At 73.2% G+C, this 20,856-nt stretch carries 17 protein-coding genes and 1 pseudogene; 10 read left to right on the forward strand and 8 right to left on the reverse strand.

Annotated elements, in window-relative coordinates; all coding sequences use genetic code 11:
• Positions 1 to 20 precede the first annotated feature (20 nt).
• The 4 genes from crcB to OG992_RS04230 all read right to left on the reverse strand — a co-directional run bounded on the left by crcB (position 21) and on the right by OG992_RS04230 (position 3,060).
• Positions 21 to 383, reverse strand: coding sequence for a fluoride efflux transporter CrcB (gene crcB / locus OG992_RS04215; RefSeq protein ID WP_266302419.1), 363 nt, complete (start codon positions 381 to 383; stop codon positions 21 to 23).
• Positions 380 to 853 carry a CrcB family protein gene (locus OG992_RS04220; RefSeq protein ID WP_266302420.1) on the reverse strand — a complete coding sequence of 158 codons (474 nt, stop codon included), beginning with the start codon at positions 851 to 853 and terminating at the stop codon, positions 380 to 382. The genes crcB and OG992_RS04220 overlap by 4 nt, the downstream gene beginning before the upstream one ends.
• A gap of 85 nt (positions 854 to 938) precedes the next feature.
• A complete protein-coding gene (locus tag OG992_RS04225) occupies positions 939 to 1,697 on the reverse strand; it encodes a trans-aconitate 2-methyltransferase (protein WP_266302421.1) in 759 nt (252 codons plus the stop codon).
• Between the two features lie 142 nt (positions 1,698 to 1,839).
• The gene (locus OG992_RS04230; RefSeq protein WP_266302422.1) at positions 1,840 to 3,060 is read right to left on the reverse strand and encodes an MFS transporter; all 1,221 of its coding nucleotides are present in this window, start codon (positions 3,058 to 3,060) and stop codon (positions 1,840 to 1,842) included.
• Between the two features lie 136 nt (positions 3,061 to 3,196).
• On the opposite strand from OG992_RS04230, the gene OG992_RS04235 reads away from it, so the two are divergent.
• From OG992_RS04235 to OG992_RS04260, 6 genes and pseudogenes are all read left to right on the forward strand, one after another.
• Entirely contained in the window at positions 3,197 to 3,646 is a 450-nt protein-coding gene (locus OG992_RS04235; RefSeq protein ID WP_266302423.1) for a MarR family winged helix-turn-helix transcriptional regulator, read from the forward strand.
• 78 nt (positions 3,647 to 3,724) lie between these two features.
• Positions 3,725 to 5,032 (forward strand): phenylacetate--CoA ligase PaaK, encoded by a 1,308-nt coding sequence (gene paaK / locus OG992_RS04240; RefSeq protein WP_266302424.1) that lies wholly within the window; start codon positions 3,725 to 3,727, stop codon positions 5,030 to 5,032.
• A gap of 57 nt (positions 5,033 to 5,089) precedes the next feature.
• Entirely contained in the window at positions 5,090 to 6,196 is a 1,107-nt protein-coding gene (locus OG992_RS04245) for a nucleotide disphospho-sugar-binding domain-containing protein (RefSeq protein ID WP_266302425.1), read from the forward strand.
• Between the two features lie 80 nt (positions 6,197 to 6,276).
• A pseudogene (locus OG992_RS04250) lies at positions 6,277 to 6,396 on the forward strand (pentapeptide repeat-containing protein); the annotation flags it as partial.
• Positions 6,396 to 6,965, forward strand: a complete 570-nt coding sequence (locus OG992_RS04255; RefSeq protein WP_266302426.1) for a kinase — start codon at positions 6,396 to 6,398, stop codon at positions 6,963 to 6,965. The pseudogene OG992_RS04250 and the gene OG992_RS04255, both read left to right, overlap by 1 nt.
• Positions 6,966 to 7,112: 147 nt before the next feature.
• A complete protein-coding gene (locus OG992_RS04260) occupies positions 7,113 to 7,679 on the forward strand; it encodes a dienelactone hydrolase family protein (protein WP_266302427.1) in 567 nt (188 codons plus the stop codon).
• A gap of 87 nt (positions 7,680 to 7,766) precedes the next feature.
• Here OG992_RS04260 and OG992_RS04265 read toward each other — a convergent pair whose 3' ends face one another.
• Entirely contained in the window at positions 7,767 to 8,696 is a 930-nt protein-coding gene (locus OG992_RS04265) for an NADP-dependent oxidoreductase (protein ID WP_266302428.1), read from the reverse strand.
• A gap of 50 nt (positions 8,697 to 8,746) precedes the next feature.
• Here OG992_RS04265 and OG992_RS04270 point away from each other — a divergent pair, with 50 nt between their 5' ends.
• Positions 8,747 to 9,394 carry a TetR/AcrR family transcriptional regulator gene (locus OG992_RS04270; RefSeq protein ID WP_238686190.1) on the forward strand — a complete coding sequence of 216 codons (648 nt, stop codon included), beginning with the start codon at positions 8,747 to 8,749 and terminating at the stop codon, positions 9,392 to 9,394.
• Positions 9,395 to 9,486: 92 nt separating this feature from the next.
• Here OG992_RS04270 and OG992_RS04275 read toward each other — a convergent pair whose 3' ends face one another.
• On the reverse strand, positions 9,487 to 10,179 hold the full coding sequence (locus OG992_RS04275) for a hemerythrin domain-containing protein (protein WP_266302429.1): 693 nt from the start codon (positions 10,177 to 10,179) through the stop codon (positions 9,487 to 9,489).
• 91 nt (positions 10,180 to 10,270) lie between these two features.
• Positions 10,271 to 13,555 (reverse strand): BTAD domain-containing putative transcriptional regulator, encoded by a 3,285-nt coding sequence (locus OG992_RS04280; RefSeq protein WP_266302430.1) that lies wholly within the window; start codon positions 13,553 to 13,555, stop codon positions 10,271 to 10,273.
• A 164-nt stretch (positions 13,556 to 13,719) separates the two neighbouring features.
• On the opposite strand from OG992_RS04280, the gene OG992_RS04285 reads away from it, so the two are divergent.
• Entirely contained in the window at positions 13,720 to 14,265 is a 546-nt protein-coding gene (locus tag OG992_RS04285; RefSeq protein WP_266302431.1) for a YciI family protein, read from the forward strand.
• A 19-nt stretch (positions 14,266 to 14,284) separates the two neighbouring features.
• Here the strand turns inward: OG992_RS04285 and OG992_RS04290 are convergent, their stop codons facing one another.
• Complete coding sequence (locus tag OG992_RS04290) at positions 14,285 to 16,507, reverse strand: adenylate/guanylate cyclase domain-containing protein (protein WP_266302432.1); 2,223 nt, start codon at positions 16,505 to 16,507, stop codon at positions 14,285 to 14,287.
• 194 nt (positions 16,508 to 16,701) lie between these two features.
• Here OG992_RS04290 and OG992_RS04295 point away from each other — a divergent pair, with 194 nt between their 5' ends.
• On the forward strand, positions 16,702 to 19,599 hold the full coding sequence (locus tag OG992_RS04295) for a helix-turn-helix transcriptional regulator (protein WP_238686195.1): 2,898 nt from the start codon (positions 16,702 to 16,704) through the stop codon (positions 19,597 to 19,599).
• A gap of 139 nt (positions 19,600 to 19,738) precedes the next feature.
• Positions 19,739 to 20,509 carry a DUF5995 family protein gene (locus OG992_RS04300; RefSeq protein ID WP_266302433.1) on the forward strand — a complete coding sequence of 257 codons (771 nt, stop codon included), beginning with the start codon at positions 19,739 to 19,741 and terminating at the stop codon, positions 20,507 to 20,509.
• The last annotated feature ends 347 nt before the right edge of the window (positions 20,510 to 20,856 follow it).

A 20,856-nucleotide genomic window follows, 5' to 3' on the forward strand; every position in this document is an offset into this window, starting at 1 on the left:
GCGCTGCGGCTGGTGTGCGGTCAGCCGATCAGGGCACGGGCCACCGCGTAGCCGACGGTAGCCGCGGCGAGCCCGGCGGCCACGCTGCCGAGCACGTTGGCCAGCGCGAGGAGCCGATGACCGCCAGTGGTCAGCCGCAGCGTCTCGTAGCTGAAGGTGGAGTAGGTGGTCAGCGCGCCGCAGAACCCGGTGCCGAGCAACGCGCTGACGGACGGGCTGGCCGGCCACCCGACCAGGACGCCGAGCAGCAACGACCCGGACACGTTGACGAGCAGCGTCCCCCAGGGGAACGCCGAGCCGTGCCGGGACTGCACGGCCCGGTCGGTGAGGTAGCGCAACGGCGCACCGACGGCCGCGCCCAGGGCGATGAGCAGCACTGTCATCGGGTCACCCGACGCAGCAGCCCGGCGGTGACGGCGTCGCCCACGGCGACCGCGACGAGCGCCCCGAGCACCGTCGCGGCGAGGTACGCCAGCGCGGTGCCCGGTGCGCCCGCGACGATCGCCTGCTGGACGTCGACCGCGTAGGTGGAGAAGGTGGTGAAACCACCGAGCACCCCGACCCCGAGGAACGGACGAGCCAACGGGGGGCCGCCGTCGAGGTGCCCGAGCACCGCCATCAGCACGCCGATCAGGAGGCAGCCGGACGTGTTGATGGTGAACGTGGCCCAACCGAAGCCGGCCGGTGGGTGCGGAACGGCGTGTTGCAGGCCGGCCCGGGCCAGCGCGCCGAGCACCCCGCCGGCCGCGATCGCGGCGAGGATCGTCGCGGGACGCGCGGTCAGCTCGCGGCGGTCGGCGGGGACGCGCAGGTCGACGTCGGGGTCGGTACGCGGCTCGAACGGCTCTGGCACGGCTCCTCAGCCTAGTGCCGGCGACGGCGACGTCGGTCACCTCCCGGTGAGGGCGGCGTCAGCGCGCTGCTGGCGAGGGGTGGCGTCAGCGCACTGCCGCGACAACGGCGTCCGGGCCGCCTCGCCAGACCGTGCCGACCTCGCTGAAGCCCGCCACGGTGAGCGCGGCGAGGTGCCAGGAGACCGGCGGGTTCCACTCGGGGCTGTGCCCGGTCGGGTAGATCTCGTGTCGTTGGGCGACCAACGGGGCGAGCGCCGGGTCGGCGCCGGCCCGATCCCACCAGTCCGACCAGGACAGCATCGAGCCGGCGGCGTACCGGGCGTTGCGCCGGTCCCGGGCCCGGTCCATCAGCCGCTTGGTCAGCTCCGGCAGGGTGTCGTCGGGCATGTGGTCGGCGTTGACGAAGACCCCGCCCGGTCGCAGCACGTCGCGCAGTTCGGCGTAGAGCTGCCCGAGCCGCTCGGCCGGCAGCCAGTGCAGGGCGGTGGCGGTGAGCACGGCGTCGTAATCCTGGTGGGGGAGCGTGGAGCGCCACTCGGGGGTGCCGAGGTCGGCCGTGATGATGGTGGCCCGCTCGGCCAGTGAGGCGCCGGCGATGGCGAGCAGCGCCGGGTCGAGGTCGACCACTGTCGTCTCGGCGGCGGGGAAGCGCGCCAGCGTCCGCAGCGAGATGCTGCCGGTGCCGCCGGCCAGGTCGAGCACGCGCGGCGGCCGGCCGTCGAGGACCGCGTCGACGGTGTCGAGCATGGCGGTGAACCGGTGTTCCCGGTCCGGGAGGTAGGCCTCCTGCTGGCGGTCCCAGCTCTCCTGCCAGGCCCAGGGATCCACGATGTAAGGACTCATGACGATCAGGCTAGTTACGGCACGAGCGCGTTGTCCAGACCTTGTTGCACATGTTTTGCAATTGCGAGAAGATGGCAGGGCGATGATCAGAGCGACGCCGGGTCGGGCATCCGCCCGGCCCGGCGTCGTCTTTCCGGCGAGGTCAGACCGGGGCGTCCACCAGGCTCGCGTCGGCCCGGGACGGCTCGTCGCGGCGGGCCAGCCGTAGCGCGCCGAGGAGCACGCCCAGACCGATGAGGGTGAGTGCGGCGCCGGCCCAGATCGGCGAGGTGTAGCCGAGTCCGGCGGCGATGGTCACCCCACCGATCCAGGCGCCCAACGCGTTGCCGAGGTTGAACGCGGCGATGTTCGCCCCGGACGCCAGGGTCGGCGCCTGGTGGGCGTACCGCATGATCCGCATTTGCAGCGGCGGCACTGTGGCGAAGCCGAAACCGCCCATCAGCACCAGCGCGACGATGGTCAGCGCCGGATTCGTGGCGGTCAAGGCGAAGCCGACGAGCACCACTGTGAGCACCGCCAGGACGGTGACCAGCGTGCGCGACAGTGACCTGTCGGCCGCCCGGCCGCCGAGCAGGTTGCCCGCGAAGAGCCCCACGCCGAAGAGGACGAGCAGCCACGGCACGGTGCTGGTGGCGAAGCCGCTGACCTCGGTCAACGTGTAGGCGATGTAGGTGAACGCGCCGAACATCCCACCGAAGCCCAGGACGGTGATCACCAGGGAGAGCCAGACCTGCGGGTGGGTGAAGGCCCGCAACTCGCCGCGCAGCCCTCCGGCCGGGCGGTCGGCGTTGGCGGTGTCGGCCGCCGGGATGAGCAGGGCCAACCCGATCAGGGCGACCACCCCGATGGCGGTGATCGCCCAGAACGTCGACCGCCAGCCGAAGTGCTGCCCGAGGAAGGTGCCGAACGGCACGCCGAGCACGTTGGCGATGGTCAGGCCGGCGAACATCATGGCGATGGCGCCCGCCCGTCGGGCCGGTGCGACCAGGCCGGCGGCGACGACGGCGCCGATGCCGAAGAACGCGCCGTGGCAGAGCGCGGCGACGATCCGGCCGGCCATCATCACGGCGTAGTCGCCGGCGATGGCGGAGAGCAGGTTGCCGATGATGAACAGCACCATCAGGCCGAGCAGCACGGGTTTGCGCGGTAGGCGGGTGACCGCCGCGGTGAGAGCGACGCCGCCGACGGCCACGCTGAGCGCGTAGCCGGAGATCAACCAGCCGGCCACCGGCTCGGTGACCGCGAAGTCGGCGGCCACCTCGGGCAGCAGCCCCATGATCACGAACTCGGTGAGCCCGATGCCGAAGGCGCCGATGGCCAGCGCGATCAGGCCGGGCGGCAGGGACTGTGGGCGTACGGACATGGTCTTCCCATCGGGAGGGGTCAGATATGCGGCGCGTGCAACTACGCGCGCCGGCAACGAAATACTTGCACGCGCTTCATATCGGCGCAAGCGTGGTAACCTGGGGTCCGTTCAGATCACACCGAGGAGGGCCGGCATGGGCATCGCCGACGACGCGGTCGAGATCCGCGCGCAGGGCTGGCGCACCCTCGCCGCCCTGCACGGGCTGATCGAGACATCCCTGGAGCGGGCCCTACAGGCCGGCCACGACCTCTCCGTCGTCGAATACACGGTGCTCGACGCGCTTTCCCGCCAGGACGGCTGGCACATGCGGATGAGCCAGCTCGCCCGCGCCGCCGCGCTCTCCGGCAGCGCCACCACGCGGCTGGTCACCCGCCTCGAACAGCGAGGGCTGCTCACCCGCATCCTCTGCGCCGACGACCGGCGCGGCATCTACACCGAGCTGACCCCGGCCGGCTCCGAGCTGCTCGCCCAGACCCGACCGACCCACGACCGGGTGCTCGCTGACGCGCTCGCCCAGGCGGAGGCCACCCCCGAGCTGGCGCCGCTGGTCGACGCCCTGCACCGGCTGCCGGCCACCCGCTGACCGCCCCGCCGGGCCCGGCGACAGCGGGCGTACGGTACCCGCAGCCCCACCGGGACCGCCGCGCCAAGGAGGCAGCCGATGCAGGACCGCACCCCTCGTCCGGAGGAGCTGGAGCCGATCGAGCGCGCCGGCATCGACGAGCTGCGCGCCCTGCAACGCGACCGACTGCGCTGGTCGCTGCGGCACGCGTACGACAACGTGCCGCACTACCGGCAGGCGTTCGACGCGGCCGGGGTGCACCCCGACGACTGCCGGGATCTCGACGACCTGGCGCGCTTCCCGTTCACCGGCAAGGCGGAGCTGCGGGAGAACTACCCATTCGGCATGTTCGCCGTACCCCGGGAGCGGGTCGCCCGCCTGCACGCCTCCTCCGGCACCACCGGCCGGCCGACGGTGGTCGGCTACACCCGCGACGACCTGCGCACCTGGGCGCGACTGATGGCCCGCTCGATCCGCGCCTCCGGTGGCCGCCCCGGCGACCGGGTGCACGTCGCGTACGGCTACGGGCTCTTCACCGGCGGCCTCGGCGCGCATTACGGGGCCGAGGAGCTGGGCTGCACCGTCATCCCGGTCTCCGGAGGCATGACCGAGCGTCAGGTCATGCTGATCCGCGACTTCGAGCCCGAGGTCATCATGGTCACGCCCAGCTACCTGCTGGCCATCGTCGACGAGATGCGCCGCCAGGGCATCGACCCACGCGCCACCTCACTGTGGGTGGGCATCTTCGGGGCCGAGCCGTGGACCGAGGACATGCGCCGCGAGATCGAGCAGCAATTGGACATCCACGCCGTCGACATCTACGGGCTGTCCGAGGTGATGGGCCCCGGCGTGGCGACCGAGTGCGTCGAGACCAAGGACGGGCTGCACCTCTGGGAGGACCACTTCTACCCGGAGATCATCGACCCGGTCACCGGGGCGGTGCTGCCCGACGGCGAGCGGGGTGAGCTGGTGTTGACCTCCCTGACCAAGGAGGCGATGCCGGTCGTGCGCTACCGCACCCGCGACCTGACCCGCCTGCTGCCCGGCACCGCCCGCCCGATGCGCCGGATCGAGAAGATCACCGGCCGCACCGACGACATGATGATCCTGCGGGGGGTGAACATCTTCCCCACCCAGATCGAGGAGCTGATCCTGCGCACCCCGCAGCTGTCACCGCACTTCCAGTGCGTCCTCGACCGGCGCGGTCGGCTGGACACCCTGACGGTGCGGGTGGAGCGGCGGGCCGACATCGACGTAGACGCCGCCGACCGGGCCGGCGACGCGCTGGTCCAGTTGGTGAAGAACACCATCGGGGTAAGCGTGGCGGTCGACGTCCTCGCCCCCGACACCGTGGAGCGGTCGATGGGCAAAATGCGCCGCATCGTCGACCAGCGACCGTCCGGCTAGTCGCTGCCGACGTTCCGGGTCCTCGGCAGTGGCAGTGGTCGACATAGGATCGTGCCCATGCGCGTGCTGGTGGTCTCCGCCCCGCTCGTCGGGCACGTCTTCCCGCTGGTGCCGCTCGCTGTCGCGCTCCGCGACGCCGGCCACGACGTGCTGGTGGCCACCGGCGGCGGAGCCCTGGCCGCCGCCGACGCTGGTCTGCCGGTGCACGACATCGCGCCGGGCTTCGAATTCGGCCGGATCGCGCTGCGGGTCTTCCCCCGCCATCCGCTGATCGCACGGGCGGAAATGGCCGGCACCGCCGGCACCCGGGGCGCCGGCCTGCTGTTCGGCGCGCTCAACGACCAGCTCACCGACCCGGTGGTAGCGCTGGCCACCCGGTGGCGGCCGGATCTGGTGCTGTACGAGCCGTTCGCGGTCGCCGGTGCGGTGGCCGCCGCCCGGCTCGACGTGCCGGCCGTACGCCAGGAGAACGCCCTCTTCGACGGCCGGGACCTGGTCCGCGCCACAGTCGTCCGACTCGGCGCCGCACTGCGCCGCCACGGCCTCACCGAGCTGCCGGCGCCGGCCGCCGCCCTCGCCGTGGCCCCACCCAGCGTCGCCACGCAGGGCGGCTGGCCGATGCGCTACACGTCCTATGTCGGCGGCGGGGAACTGCCAGCCTGGCTGCGTGAGCCGGGTGAGCGCCCCCGGATCCTGGTCACCCGCAGCACCCTCACCGGCCCCGGCGACCGGGGGCCGATGCCCGCCGTGGTGGCCGCCGCCGCCCAGGTGGACGCCGAGATCGTGCTGGTCCGCCCCGACGAACGTTCGGCCCGCTCGGTGCCCGGCAACGTACGGGTGGTCGGCTGGATTCCGCTCGACGAGGCGTTGCCGGCGAGCGCGGCGCTGGTGCACCACGGTGGTGCGGGCAGCGCCTTCGGCGCCCTCGCCGCAGGCCGGCCCCAACTGGCCACCACGGGTCCGGGGGACCGGCGGCACAACGCCGAGCTGGTGGCCCGCCGCGGCGCCGGCCTGGCGCTACGCCCCCGGGACATCACCGCGCGGGCACTGACCCAGCTGCTCACCGACGAGCGCCTGCGGACCGCTGCCACGCAGGTCAGCCGCGAGATCGCCGCGATGCCGCCACCGACGGACCTGGTCGCGCGGCTGGCGGCACTGGTCTGACTCTTGATTCGCGGGTGACGTCGTGACGACGGACCGCAGGGATGGCGTGCCCACCCCGCGCCCACAGAGGTTGAGGACACATGCGCACCACCACGATCGGCGACGTGAAGGTCCTGCTGCCGGACCTCGAACCGGACGACCTCGACACCACGACTGACCTTGACGGCGGCCTCACCGAAGCCCTCGTCGAGGGCGCAGCGTGCTAGCTGAACCCACTGGCAGCCCGGACACGATCCTCGTCTGCGTCCGGGGCAACTCCGGCTCCGGCAAGAGCAGCATCGCCCGCGAGCTACGACGCCGGCACGGCCGGGGCTGCGCCCTGGTCGAGCAGGACTACCTGCGCCGCATCCTGTTGCGCGAGCGGGACAAGCCCGGCGGGGCAGCACCGGCGTTGATCGCGCAGACCGTTCGGATCGCCCTCGACCACGGCTACCACGTGGTGCTGGAGGGCATCATGCACAGCAGCCGCTACCGCAGCGTGCTGACCTCCCTGCGGGACGACCACCGCGGCCGGTCCCTGTTCTGCTACCTCGACGTGTCCCTGGCCGAGACCCTGCGCCGACACCTCACCCGCCCGCAGGTCAGTGAGTTCACCGCCGAGCACATGAGCGGCTGGTACGCCGCCCACGACGTCCTGGACTGGCCCGACGAACTCGTCCTACCCGAGACCACCGGACTGAACGAGGCCGTCAAGGCCATCGCCACCGTGGCCGGGCTACCTCAGACCGGCCGAGACGACGACCTGCCTCCGACCGTTCCGTCCCCGTAGAGCAGCTCAGCCGGCTACCGATGTCGCCATCCGGCGCACCGTTCGCCACCATCAGCCCCGGGTGGCTACCCGACGACTCGACCACGATCATGGTCCCCGTCCGCGTGGCCACACCGGACGGCCGGTCGGCTGCGGCAGGATGACCGGATGCGACACGTCGTGCTGTTCCACTCCGTGTACGGGCTGCGACCCGCCGTGCGCGCCGCCGCCGACCGGCTGCGCGCCGCCGGGCACCAGGTCAGCACCCCCGACCTGTACGGCGTCCCGGCAGCCGACACCGTCGAGGACGGCTTCGCGCTGCTCGACAAGATCGGCCACGAGGTGGTTCTGGACCGGGCCCGGGCCGCGCTGCGTGACCTGCCACCGGAGACGGTGCTCGCCGGCTTCTCGATGGGCGCCGGGGTGGCCGGGGCGCTGCTGGCCGAACGCCCCGCCGCCGCCGGTCTGCTCCTGCTGCACGGCACCGGCGGCGACCCGGACGCGGTCCGACCCGGGTTGCCGATGCACCTGCACCTCGCCGACCCCGACCCGTACGACGCGCCGGACGAGGTCGACGAGTGGCAGCAGGGCATGACCGACGCCGGTGCCGACCTGGCGGTCTTCCGCTATCCCGGCGTGGGTCACCTGTTCACCGACCCGGACCTGGCCGAGCACTCCCCGGACGCCACCGCGGCGGTCTGGCCGCGCGTGCTGGCCTTCCTGGCCGCCCGCTGAGCACCCGTCCCGCGGACCGCGCTCGCCCACCACACCGGATGGTCGGCCGCGCGTGCTCGGGTCAGGTGGACAGAGGTTGCGGGGCACCTACGGCTTCAGCACGATCTTGCCTCGCGCATGGCGGGATTCACTCAGCTCGTGGGCGGCGGCCGCCTCTTCCAGCGAGAACATGGCCGCGACCGGCACTGTGAAACGACCCCGCTCGGCGAGTTCACCGGCGGCGGCGATTCCGTCGAGTGCCGGTGTGTCCGCGCCGGGGCCAGAGCCGCGCGACAGGTGCACACCGTAGGCAGCAGCGTTGATGTCGGCGATGCTCACCACCCGGTCCGGGCTCGCTACCAAGCCGACCAGGTCTGGCAGCGAACCGGAGCCGGCACAGTCGAGTACGACATCCACCCCGCCGGGCACCAGAGTGTGGACACGCTCGGCCAGCCCGGGGCCGTAGGTGGTCGGGATCGCCCCGAGCGAGGCGACGAACTCGTGGTTGCGGTCGCTGGCCGTGCCGATGACGGCCGCCCCGCGAGCGACAGCGAGCTGGATCGCGGTCGTACCGACCCCGCCGGCCGCGCCCTCGATCAACAGCGTGGTGCCGTCCTTGACGCCCAGCAGGTCGAGCACTCGGGTGGCCGTCTCGATGTTGCCCGCCGCGCCGCCGGCCTGCTCCCAGGTCAGGGCGGCCGGCTTCCGTGCCCACGCGGCCAGGACGGCTTGTTCGGCGTTCGCTCCGCCCATCTGGGCGTAGTCCGTGATCCCGAAAACCTCGTCGCCTACCCGAGCCGTGGTCACCCCGTCACCGACCTCGTCCACCACGCCGGCAGCGTCGACACCGGGCACGTGCGGCAGGCGGAGCGGAATCCACTCCTGGAATCGGCCGGCGCGAACGTAGGTGTCGGCCGGATTGACACCCGACGCCCGAACGGCCACCCGTATCTGGCCGGGTCCGGCATGGGGTTCCGGTGCCTCCGAGACCTCAAGGACACTCGCGGGACCGTACTTCGAAAATTGCAAAGCCCTCATGCAGACGGACGCTAACGCACGCCGCTGTCCGCCTCGCTAAAGTGAGAGCCGTGACCGATCGTTTGCCTCACGCTCTTCGCTCCGACGCCCTGGACAACCGCGAGCGCATCCTCGACGCCGCCCGCGCGGTCTTCGCCGTTGACGGCCTGGACGTGCCGATGCGGGAGGTTGCCCGGCGGGCCGGAGTCGCACCCGCCACCCTGTACCGCCGATTTCCGACCAAGGAGATGCTGGTCACCGAGGCATTCACAGAACAGATGTACGCGTGTCGCGGCGTTGTCGACGAGGGCCTTGCCGATTCGGATCCATGGCGCGGTTTCTGTCTCGTGATCGAGAAAATGTGTGAACTGCACGCACGCGACCGAGGCTTTACCGCAGCTCTCATATCGACCTTTCCCAAAGCAGTTGATTTCGAGGCGCGCCGTGAATACGCGCTCAGAGCGATCGACGAGCTGGCCCGCCGCGCCAAGGACGCCGGTCGCCTCCGCCCCGACTTCGTCCTGGACGACGTCATCCTCGTGCTCATGGCCAACAGCGGTATCCACGCGACCTCACCGACTACTCAGGTCAGCGCCTCGCGGCGCTTCGCCGCGCTCGCCATCTCGGCGTTCCAAGCCTCTCCGGACATCTCGCCGCTCCCGCCCGTGGCGCGGTTGGCACCGCCGGCGTCGGTATCCAGAGGCAGCCAAGTGGGCTAGCAGTCCCGGCGACCCGGCCGGCTGGGATCCCGGCCGGCCGGGTCACCGGATCGATCATGTGCAGGGGTGAGGCGGAGTTTCGCCGACCTCGCTCAGCGGACGCTGGCGCCGATGCGCGGGGGCGTGGCGGTGCCGTGCACCCGCTTGGCGTGACTGGCGAACAGCCGGGGCGCGATGATCGGCATGAGTAGCCGGGCCGGCAGCGGAGCGTGCGCCAGCACGGCCTTGACCACCTCCGGGTCGCCCTCGTACATGGCAATGCCGAAGGCCAGCGGGAGCTGCTTCTTCGGGGACTTGCTCATGCCGTGCTCGCCGAGCTGCATCCACTCCCGGGCGGTGACGTGCCGTTGCGCCAGCGGCAGGATCTTGCTCTCCTCCAGGGCCATGTGCTCGATCAGCGCGGCGCGTAGCTGCTCCAGGGCGTCCGCGAGGTGCTCACCGCCGCGGGCGGTGCGGCGCCACTGGGGGAGGAGGCCGACCACCGCCGCGTGGGCGTCCTCGATGGCGTGGTGCTGCGCCTCCATGGTGGGCACGATCGCCGCGGCCTCCGCGCCGCCGCGCTCCAGCAGCAGGGGCCAGAGCAGCAGGTCCTCGCCCTCGTGGTGCAGGTGCAGGATGTGGCAGAGCATCTCGGCGTGGGCGCCGACGACCTCCGCGCGCGTGGCGTCGCCCGGGGTGACGTCGCGGACGAGCTGCGGCAGCAGGCTGAACTCGCGACGGAGCGCCGAGTGCGCCATGTACATGTCGCGTACGTCGGCCATGGCTTCGCGGTGGTTCTGGTTCAACGGTGACCTTTCCGAGGGATCAACTGGCACAGATCTGTTGATCATGCTCGGTGCCACTTGGAACCGGCTTGGAATCCACCAACCCTGACGGTCAGCGGACCATCGCCGCCGTCGCCTCGGCCAGCCAGTGCGGCGACTCCCACCGGCGGGCGACCCGCGCGGCGAGAGTGAAGTGCAGGGTCGCCTCCTCGGTGCGGCCCACCAGCCGGAACAGCTCACCGAGGGTCAGCGCGACCGGCCGCACCACCGCCGCTGTGGTGGAGAAACCGGCCAGTTGGTCGCGTACCGGGAGCAGCGCGTCGATCACGGGGTGGGCCAGGTCCCGTCGACCCAGCGCCACGACGACCATCCCGCGCACGCTGAGCAGCGCCGACTCGAAATAGTCCGGGCGGTAGGTGTGCCGCCCGATCGGCATGGCCCGCGCCTCGTCCAGGCGTCCGCTCCCGATCAGCGCCAGCGCCAGCAGGTCGTCCACGATCGGGCCCAACGACCCCCGTACCCGCCGCGTCGCCTCCAGGTGCTCACCGAACCGCCCCTGGCTGATCAGCAGGGTGCCGGTCGAGAAGTAGTGGAAGGCCTCGGCGTGCAGCGAACCCTGCCGCCGCATCTGCACGGCGACCTGATCGTAGTGCCGCCGCGCCGCGTCGAAGTCGCCGGCGATGTGCGCGAGGGCGCCCAACGAGCACAGGTTGATCGTCTGCGCCTCGTTCAGCTGGTACGTCTCGGCCAGCCGCCCCTGCCGGGCGACGCTGAGGCGCAGTTCGTCCGGCTCGTTGAGCGCGGCAGCGCAGTGGCCCAGCGCCTGCTCGGCGACCGAGCGGTAGGTCACCAGCCCGTGCTCGTCGGCGAGGTCACGCAGCTCCAGGGCGAAGGCCCGGCGGTCCGGCGCCTCCCGCTCGTAGCTCATGGTGCGCAGCCGCGCGGCCAGCCCGAGAGCGCGCAGCTCGGGGTCGTCCAGCCGCTGCGAGAGAGTCAGCGCCTCCCGTCCGGCGGCCACGCCTCGCGGATCGGACTCGCCGTCCAACTCCGTGGCCAGCGCCTCCAGCAGCCGGCAGCGGGCGACCGGGTCCAGGTCGTCGGCGCGCAGCAGTCGGGTGAGCAGTTCGACGACCCGGTCGTCCACCACGCCGTACTCGTGGGTCAGCCACGGGGTGGGGACGGTCCACGCGGTGAACGCCGCGACCAGCAGGTCGTCGCGGCCGGACGCCGCGGCGACGTCGACCGCCCGAGCGCGGGTCTGCCGGGCGGCCGCCACCGCGCCGGCCCGCGCCTGGGCGCGCAGCAGCCGCCCGAGCAGGTCGACCCGGAGCGCGTCGCGGTCCCCGGCGACAGCGGCGGCGGCCTCGACAGCGTTGCCGAGCAGCTCGATCGCGGCGTCGTACGCGTACCGCCGCTCGGCCAGCTCGGCGGCCCGGATGGCGTAGTCGACGGCGAGCGGCGCGGTGTCGGCCGACGCGGCGCGGGCGTACTGGTGGGCCAGGGCGGGGTAGTCGTCGGGCCGCATCCGACGGGTGGCGGCGGCGATCCGCGCGTGCAGGCGGGTGCGGCGCAGTTGTGGCAGGTCGGTGTAGATGGTGTCGCAGACCAAGCCGTGCACGAACCGCACCCGCCCGGGCGCCGGTTCGGTGAGCAACCCGGCGGCCAACCCGGTTTCCAGCGCCCGCAGGACGGTGCCCTCGTCGGTGCCGGCGGCGTCGACGAGCGTTCGCACCTCGGCCTCCCGCCCCACGGCCGAGGCGAGACGCAGCACCGAGACGGCCGTCGACGGGAGACGGGAGAGTCGTCGGCGCAGCACGTCGCGTACGCCCTCGGGCACGTCGGAGGTGGCCACGAGCGTGCCCTCGGCGGCGAGCAGTCGCGCCGACTCCCGGACGTAGAACGGGTTGCCGCCGGTCCGCTCGGCCAACGCGGCGACCGTGTCCGGGTCGACGGTGCTGCGGGACAGCGCGCCGAGCAGCCGTTCGACCTCGGACGTGCTCAGACCGCCCAACGGGATCCGCTGTGGTGACCGGCGGGCCAGGACGGCCATCGTGTCGGCGAGCCGCTCGGTGTTGTCGGCGGGACGCAGCGCCGCGACGAACAGGACGGTGCCGGTGGTCATCTCGGTGACGCTCTGCAACAGCAGCAACGTCTCCGCGTCGGCGGCGTGCAGGTCGTCGAGGATCACGGTGACCGGTCTGCGGGCCGCTGCGGCGTCCAACCAGGCGCCGACGGCGCGGTGCAGCCGGAACCGGCCGGCGGTGACGTCGCCGCCGGGCTCGCCGTCGCCCCCACCGAGCAGCGGGGCGAGCGCCGGTGCGCGGTCACCCGGGGGTGCCTGCTCGGCGAGTTGCCGCAGCGCCTCGACCCAGGCCCAGGCCGGCGGGGCGCCCTCGACCTCGGGGCAGCGGCCGACGGCGACCAGCCAGCCGTGGGCGGTGAGCTCGCCCCGAAACCGGGTGAGCAGGCTCGTCTTGCCGGCCCCGGCCTCGCCGCTGAGCAGAGCGACTCGCGGCCCGTTCGCCACCGTCTCGGCGGCTGTCTGCCGGAGCGCCTCCAGCTCGGCCTCCCGGCCGACGAAGACCTCCTCCGACGCCTGCCGCTGAACGCGTACCGCTGTCGCCGCCACCGGTGGCAGCAGGTCGAGTCGCTGGCCCAGGATGGCGGACTCCACCTCGACCAACGCCGGGCCCGGGTCCAGTCCGAGCTGGTCGGCCAGGGTCGCCCGGGCCCGGCGCAGCGCGGCGAGCGCGTCGCCCTGCCGACCGGTACGCCACAACGCCAGCGCCAGCAGCCGCCAGCTCTCCTCCCGCAGCGGCGCCTGCCGGGTCAACAGCTCCGCCTCCGGCACCGCCTCGGCCGCGTCGCCGCAGCGCACTGTCACGTCGAGCAGCAGTTCCCGGGCGCCGAGCCGCAGCTCCTCCAGCCGCAGCACCTCCGGCTGCGCCCACGGCTCACCGGCGAATTCGGCGTACGCCCGACCGCGCCACAGATCGAGCCCGACGCTGAGCAACCGGCGTGCCCGGCCCGGGTCTACGGGGCCGACCGCACGCGCCTCGGCCAGCAGCGTCTCGAACCGACCGGCGTCGACGGCGTCCGCCGGCAGCCGCAGCGCGTAGCCCGGTGGCGCGGTGACCAGGACCCGGGCCGGCGTTCGTCGCTCGCGGGCCGGCTCCAGGAGGCGGCGCAGATGCGAGACGTACGCCTGGAGGGAGGCGATCGCCCGGGGTGGCGGGTCACCCCGCCACAGATCCTCGATCATCTGCCCGACGGAGACGACCTCACCGCGGGCCGCGAGCAGCAGTGCGAGCACGGCGCGTTGGCGGGGGCCGCCGAGGTCGACCGGCCCGCCTGTGTCGACCTCGACCTCAAGCGGCCCGAGCACCCGTACCAGCATGACGGACCAATCCTAGTCGCGCTGGTGGGCGGTTCATCCGCTCCCACGGGACACCCGGCAGCCAGCACGTGGCAGGCGCGCGCTGCTGGCCTCGGCGTCCGTACCGGAGGGCCACTGCGGCACCCGGCCCGCCGCCGACGAGGGGCACCCGGCGAGAATGCGGCGTGGAGTTTCTCTGTTACCACAGTGACCGGCCCGGCTCGGCCACGTTGCGCGACGAACTGTTGCCCGAGCACTGGTCGTACATGGACCGGTACGCGGCGGGAATGATCGCCCGCGGCCCGACCTTCGTCGGCGACACGCCCACCGGCAGCGTGCACATCGTCGACGTGCCCGACCGGGCCGCCGCGCGGGCATTCGCGTTCGAGGAACCCAACTACCAGGCCGGTGTGTACCGGGACGTGCTGCTGCGTCGGTGGCGCAACACGCTGGGCCGCACCATGTGGGACTTCCCCGGCGGCCGGACCGGTGGCAACCGGTATCTGGTGCTCGGGCTCGGCGCCGGGCAGGCCGTCGACCTGGCCGTGCCGCCCGACCCGGACGAGTTGATCGCGTACGGGCCGCTGCTGGCCGACGACGGCGTCACCTGGCTCGGCACCGCCGCGCTGCTCCGGGCGCCGAACCCCGACGCGGCGCGCGCCATCCTGACGGCCGACCGGTACGTCGACATCGAGGTGCATAACTGGCAGTTCGGCGGAAGACCGTCCTGACCTGTCCCGATGCCCAGAGTCAGGCAGAGGCGGGCAGGCCGTCCAGTGGGCGGATCAACGGTGGGCGGGGTACTGCCCGCACCACCCCGGCATCGGCGGGTGTCCAGTGCCCAGCCGAACTCGTCGGCGCGGATCGGATCGGCGTTGCGGCCCGTCCGATGTCCCGGGACAGGTCACCGCCCGCACCGCGCGGAGGTCGGGTCGCCGGCGTCGGCGGTACGTCGCCCGCCGAGGCGACGGCTCGGAGCCGGCGTGGGCCCTCCGTACGGTTGGCGTCGGAACCCGACGCGGCGGGACGGGTGGCCTTCGTCGGGATGGGGCTGCGTCGCCTCGGCGCGGTCGGGCCGGTGGCACCGCCCGGCCCGGTCGAGGCCAGCGCCGCGAAGACCGCGTCGAGGCGGCCGGTCCGAGCGCCGACGGTGTCGAGGCGCACGATCTCGGCACTCCTCGCCGCCGAGCCGTTGACCGCACCAGCGGGCGGGTTGGCGTCCCGGTGCACGGTGTCGAGGTGCGGCGCGCCTGCGAGTCGGTGTTGGAAGACGGCGCGCAGGGCGCGGGGCAACCGCTCGGCGGCGACCTGGCGCAGCGCTGGAGCGGCGAACGCGTACCCGTCGACGTGATGGGGGAGCAGCAGCCCGGCGGCGACCAGCGTGCGGAGCGCGGGTGCGGACCGGCCGGGCGTCCAACCGAGTGCCCGGTCCACGGCCGCCCCGGAGATCAGGCCGCCGAGGGTGCCGGCGGCCATCAGCACCGCCCGCCGCTCACCGTCGAGGTGGTCCAGCTCCGCGCCGACGGCCCGGCGTACCGCCTCGGGCAGCGGGAGCGCCGCCGGGTCGGCGCCGTCCACCAGCGACGTGACGTACGCCGCCGCGTGCCCGGGGCGTCCTCCCACCAGCGGCAGCAGCCGGTCGACCAGGGCCACCGGCTGCCCGGCCCGCGTGAGCAGGTGGCGCAGCAGCCGTCCGGACTGCACAGTGGCCAGTGGTCCGATCGTCATCTGACGGGCCGGACCGGGCCGGGTGTCGGCCCATTGCGGCTGGTGCACGGTCAGCAGGGCCAGCGGCAGCCCGCGCTCCGTCGCCGCGCCGAACAGCGCGTGCAGGAAACGGCTCACCGCGGGTGCGGCCCGGTCCAGGTCGTCGACGGCCACGATCAGCGGCCGGTGGGCGGCCAGCCGCAGCAGGACCTCGCGGCAGATCGACGCGCCGGCGAGGGCGGCGGCCGAGCCGTCCGGGGTGGTCAGCATCCGCTGGAGCGCCGGAACCGCGGTGGCCACCCGGGTCGGCGGGAACAGCGGCGTCAGGGCGGCGACGAGCCGGTCGTGGACCGCCGCCGGGCCGTCGCTGTGCCGGATCCCGGCGAGGCCGCGGAGCAGGTGCGCGACCGGCGCCAACACCTGATCGGGGTACGGCTGACAGTGCGCCACGCACCAGCGGACCGACAATCCGTCCACCGTGGTCAACCCACGGGTCAGCTCGTGCAGCAGCCGGCTGCGGCCGCTGCCGGTGGGGCCGACCAGTGAGATCCACCGTGGTGTCCGGGTTCGGATGGCCGCGCCCACCTGGTCGCGGATGGTCGCCAGTTCGCGGCGTCGACCGATCAACGGGCCGTCGTGCCGGTCGGCGCCGGGGCGTACCGGACCGACGGCGTGCCAGACCGGCACCGGCGGCACCCGGCCGGCGACCGGCACCGGCGTCAGCTGACGCTGGGTGATCAGGCCGGCGGTGGCGCGCGCGGTGGCCGCGCAGAGCGCCACGGCACCGGGCGCGGCGTACTCCTGCAGGCGGGCCGCAGTGGTGATCACCGCGCCGCTGGCCACGCCGTGCCCACCGGTGACGACGTCGCCCAGGTCGACGACGACCTCGCCGGTGGCGACACCGACCCGGACACGCAGCCTGATGCCGTCGACCATGGGCCGTCGGTCCAGCGCGGCCTGGATCTCGAGCCCGGCGCGCACCGCCCGGTACGCGTCGAAGCCGTCGGAGTGCCGAGCGCCGAAGAGCGCCATCACGGCGTCGCCGATGTACTTCTCCACCACCCCGTGCCAGCGGTGCAGCACACCTGCGACGGTGTCGAAGTAGGCCCGCTGCAACGCTCGGACGTCCTCGGGGTCGAGACGGTCCACCAGGGCCGTGGAGCCGACGATGTCCGCGAAGAGGACGGTGACGACGCGCCTCTCCTGGGGTACCGGCCAGAGCGGGGTGACGGTCCGTTGCGTGTCGACGATGATGCTGGTGGTCATGGGTGTCGCACCGGCCTTTCTTCCCGCTGTTGCCTGATCACCTCCGGAGATTGGCATTAGTGGGCCGACGGGGGATCTGCCGAACGACGTATGTCGGCCACCTGCAACCTTTAGTCGCAAAGTCGACGCGAGGAGTACCACAAGCGATGGGCGGCCGTAGAACGGTGAGGGGCACTGTGATTAGGCTGCGTGGCATGGCCAGCGATGTGGACACCGCACCGCTCGTGGGCCGGGCCGAGCTGGTGCAGACGGTTCGGTCCGCGTTGCTCGGCGACGCCGCGCACGGGCAGACCGCGGCGGTCTTCCTGACCGGCGAGAGCGGTGTGGGAAAGACCCGGCTGTTGGGCGAGATCGGCGACCACCTACGGGAGCGGGGCGCCGTCGTGCTCACCGGCAGCTGCCTGGACATCGGCGACGCCTCCCCGCTGCACCCGCTGTTGCAGGCGCTGCGCCGGTTCGACACCGAGGTGTCCGCTTCGCCCGCCCGCACCTCCTCGGCGGTGCGAGGTCTGCTGCAGATGTTCGCCGACGAGACCGCCGGCCCGGACGGCGCTGGCGCGTTGCTGGAGCGGGTCTCCCGTGGCCTGCATCTGATCGCCGAGGGTCGCCCGCTGGTGCTGATCCTCGACGACCTCCAGTGGGTCGACCGCAGCACCCGGCAGCTCCTGCTCTACCTGCTCGCCGGCTTGGGTGATCTTCAGTTGTCGGTGTTGGCGGCGGTGCGCGCCGAGTCGTTGCAGGGCGCGCACCCGTTGCGCCGGGTGCTCACCGAGCTGCGTCGGCTCCGCACGGTGCGGGTGCTCGACCTGGCGCCGCTGGGTCGGGCCGACACCGAGACGCTCGCTGCCGCTGTGGTCGGCCGGACGCTGACCGCGGACGCGGCCGAGCAGGTGTGGCAGCGCAGTGGTGGCAACCCGTTCGTCATCGAGGAGTTGGCCCGGGATCTGCGCGACGGCCGCGACGGCCTGTCCGAGACCCTGCGGGAGATCTTCCTCGACCGGGTCGACGCGCTGCCCCAGCACGCGCACGCCGTGGTGCACGCGGTGGCCGCCGGGGTCGAGCCGGTGCAGCACTGGCTTCTGGCCGAGGTGCTGCGGATGCCGGAGGACGAGCTGATCGCCGCGGCGCGGGCCGCGGTGGCGCACCGGCTGCTTGTCGGCGCCGACGAGGGTTACCGGCTGCGGCACCGCCTGGTGGCCGAGGTGCTGGCGCACGAGCTCCTGCCGGCCGAGCGCTCCGGGCTGCACCGCCGCTACGCCGAGGCGCTGACCACGGCGCCGGGTGAGCTGCACCAGGCCCGGCTGGCGCACCACTGGCGGCTGGCCGGCGAGCCGGCGCGCGCTCTGCCGGCGGCGGTGGCCGCCGCCCAGGAGGCCGAGCGGCTGCACGGTTACGCCGAGGCGCACCGGCACTGGTCGGCGGCGTTGCAGTTGGCCGCCGAGCCGGGCCCGCTGACTGTGGACCGGGTCGAGTTGCTCGAGAACGCCGCCGAGGCGGCCCACCACTGCGGGGAGCACGCCCGCGCGTTGGCCCTGCTGGAGGAGTTGGCCACGCTGCGGGGTGGCGAGCCGAGCTGCGCGCTGCACATCCGCCGGGCCCGTTACCTGGCCGCCGCCGGTCGCTCCGCGCTGGCCGAGGAGGAATACCAGCGGGCGCTGAAGGCGGGGGACTGCTCCCCTCGGGACCGGGCGAGCGCCGCCGCCCGCCTGGCCGAGCTACTGCTGCACCTGGGTCGCTACGCCGACGCCGGTGAGCGGGCCCGCGAGGCGCTCGCGTTGGCCGAGAACGTGGCGGGCTCGGCAACCGAGGTGGTGCTGGCCAGTTCGGCGTTGGGCTTCAGCGACGCCTGTCTGGAAGACCCGGACGCCGGTCTGGCGGTCATGCGCGACGCCCTCGACACCGCCGAGCGTGCCGGTCAGCCCGAGGACGTGGCCTGCGCGTACCTGCACCTGGCGGAGCTGCTGACCGGGCCGCTGAACGTCCTCGAAGAGGGCGTGGTGGTGGCCCGGCGGGGCGCCGAGCGGGTGGCCGAGCTGGGGCTGGGTCGCACCTGGGGCACCCGGCTGCTGGCCATCGCCATCAACGGGCTGTTCCGGGTGGGCCAGTGGGCCGAGGCGGAGAAGGTGGTGGCGGCGGCCCTGCGGCACCGACCGTCCGGTGCGGACGCCGTGGAACTGCTGCTGGCCCGGTGCCGGCTGTCGGTGGGCTACGGCGACATCGAGGCCGCCGGTCGGGATCTCGACGCGGTGGCGACCCTGCTCGCCGGCGGCGGGGCGCGACACGTCATTCCGTTGCTCACCCTGCGCTCCGGGCTGGCCATGTGGGAGGGCCGGCACGATGTGGCGCGGCAGGCGGTGCAGCGCGGCCTCACCGAGAGCCGTTCCGACGACGTGATGATCCTCTCGGCGCTGGTCTGGCACGGCCTGCGCGCCGAGGCCGAGGCGCACGCCAGCCGCACGGTGGAGGTGGACCCCACGGCGGTACGCCGGCTGCGGGAGGTGGCCGAACGGGTGGCCCGCAAGAGCGCCGGTGCCGCTCGGCCGGTGCGCTCGGTGGTGGAGGGCTTCCTGGCGCTGTGCGCCGCCGAGGTCAGCCGCCTCGACGGCAGCGATCCGGAGCTGTGGGCCGCGTCGGCGGCCGAGTGGGATCGACGCAATCACCCCTATCCGGCGGCCTACTCACGGCTGCGGCAGGCCGAGGCGCTGCTGGCTCGGCGCAGCCGGGTGGCCACCGCCGGCAAGCTCCTGCGGGAGGCGTACCGGGTGGCGCAGGGCTTGGGCGCGGTGCCGTTGACCTCGGAGATCCGCGAGCTGGCCGGGCGGGCCCGGGTGTCGCTGGACGAGCGCGACAGCAGCACCGGTGCCCGCGGCGTCCCGGTCGAGGCGTCCGACGACGAGTTGGCGGCGCTCACCGCCCGGGAGCGGGAAGTGCTCGCCCTGGTCGCCGAGGGGCTGACCAACAGGGAGATCGGTCAGCGGCTGTTCATCAGCGAGCGGACCATCGGGGTGCACGTGTCGCACATCTTCGACAAACTCCAGGTCCGTACCCGCGTGCAGGCCAGCGCGATCCAGTTGCGCAACCAACGGGCCTGACCCATCACTGCGTACGTATCCCGGCGCGTGTTCGCGCCGGGATACGTCGTTTTACTGATCCGGCGGGCGGGTGTCGGCTGAGAGGCTGGGCCGCGTCGACGACGGCACGGGGGATGCCGCCGACCACAATGGAGGAGAAATGATCGAACCGGTCTGGGGGCCCGTTCACCGGGACATCGTCGACCTGCTCGCCGATCATCCCGCGGACGTGCCGGCCGTGGTCGATCATCTGACCAAGCTCCAGGACATGCTGGTCCGGTTGCCACCGTTGGAAGACAGTTGCCCCCTGGCCGACTTCAACAAGCTCTACCTGACCATCACCAGCAGCGTGCTGGACGGGCTGTACGACGACCGCTTCGTCGATCCGGTCTTCCTCTCCCGGCTCGACGTCGAGTTCGCCGCCCGGTACTTCGACGCGATGCGGCTGTGGACCGACTCCAGCCCCGGCACCCCGAAGGCGTGGTCGTGCCTCTTCGAGCGGATGCGGGGGCCTGATGCCCGCCCGCTGCCGTCGGCGGCGGCCGGGGTGAACGCGCACATCAACTTCGACCTGCCGTTCGCCCTGGTGACCACGTTCGACCACCTGGAGTCGGAGCCGGTCGACGGCAGCGACCAGCACCACGACTACCTCGAGATCAACAACATCTTCGCGGACAAGATCCCTGGCCTACGTCGGGGCTACCTGGAGCGGTGGCAGCTGCTCATCGACATGCTCAACGGCGACATCGACGACTGGTACCAGGGGGAACTGGTCGAGTACACCCGCGATGTCGCCTGGCGCAACGCGCAGAAGATCTGGCGGTGCCGGCACGATCCGGACGCCCGCGAGTGTGAGCGCACACGGTTGGACGACAACGCCGCGGCGCTCGGCCGGTTGCTGCTCTCGCCCCTCGGGGCGTTCCTGCAGTAGCCGGGACGGGGGGCCTCCGCGCTCCGCCCCGTGGGGGGCGGCGGAGCGCGGGGGCGCGTCCCACCAGTTCCACCCCAGCGTGCCCGCCCGAGGTCGGGCCGGTCACGCAGGGGGACAGCCGGTCGGCCCGGGGGGTGTCGACCGTCTGCCGCCGTCGGCCGGCCCGGGGGGTGCCGGCCGGCGGTGGGGGAGCGCCGAACGGGGATCAGTTCCACGGTGTGCGGATCCGGGGGTGTCGGCGGGCTCGGATCGGGTACGCCCGCGCCATGACCGTCCTGGCCCGGCGCCGGCCCGCCGCCCGCCCCCGGCCCGCGCGGCCCGGCCCCCTGCGGCCGGGCGGCCCGGTG

Source organism: Micromonospora sp. NBC_00362 (assembly GCF_026342155.1).
GTDB classification, from domain to species: domain Bacteria; phylum Actinomycetota; class Actinomycetes; order Mycobacteriales; family Micromonosporaceae; genus Micromonospora; species Micromonospora hortensis.

What these genes read in the sequence shown, in the direction of transcription:
- OG992_RS04280 (WP_266302430.1), bottom strand. Translation starts at nt 13,555, where the DNA reads ATGCTGGTACGGGTGCTCGGGCCGCTTGAGGTCGAGGTCGACACAGGC.
- OG992_RS04235 (WP_266302423.1), top strand. Translation starts at nt 3,197, where the DNA reads ATGGGCATCGCCGACGACGCGGTCGAGATCCGCGCGCAGGGCTGGCGC.
- OG992_RS04245 (WP_266302425.1), top strand. Translation starts at nt 5,090, where the DNA reads ATGCGCGTGCTGGTGGTCTCCGCCCCGCTCGTCGGGCACGTCTTCCCG.
- OG992_RS04230 (WP_266302422.1), bottom strand. Translation starts at nt 3,060, where the DNA reads ATGTCCGTACGCCCACAGTCCCTGCCGCCCGGCCTGATCGCGCTGGCC.
- paaK (WP_266302424.1), top strand. Translation starts at nt 3,725, where the DNA reads ATGCAGGACCGCACCCCTCGTCCGGAGGAGCTGGAGCCGATCGAGCGC.
- crcB (WP_266302419.1), bottom strand. Translation starts at nt 383, where the DNA reads ATGACAGTGCTGCTCATCGCCCTGGGCGCGGCCGTCGGTGCGCCGTTG.
- OG992_RS04265 (WP_266302428.1), bottom strand. Translation starts at nt 8,696, where the DNA reads ATGAGGGCTTTGCAATTTTCGAAGTACGGTCCCGCGAGTGTCCTTGAG.
- OG992_RS04290 (WP_266302432.1), bottom strand. Translation starts at nt 16,507, where the DNA reads ATGACCACCAGCATCATCGTCGACACGCAACGGACCGTCACCCCGCTC.
- OG992_RS04225 (WP_266302421.1), bottom strand. Translation starts at nt 1,697, where the DNA reads ATGAGTCCTTACATCGTGGATCCCTGGGCCTGGCAGGAGAGCTGGGAC.
- OG992_RS04260 (WP_266302427.1), top strand. Translation starts at nt 7,113, where the DNA reads ATGCGACACGTCGTGCTGTTCCACTCCGTGTACGGGCTGCGACCCGCC.
- OG992_RS04300 (WP_266302433.1), top strand. Translation starts at nt 19,739, where the DNA reads ATGATCGAACCGGTCTGGGGGCCCGTTCACCGGGACATCGTCGACCTG.
- OG992_RS04295 (WP_238686195.1), top strand. Translation starts at nt 16,702, where the DNA reads ATGGCCAGCGATGTGGACACCGCACCGCTCGTGGGCCGGGCCGAGCTG.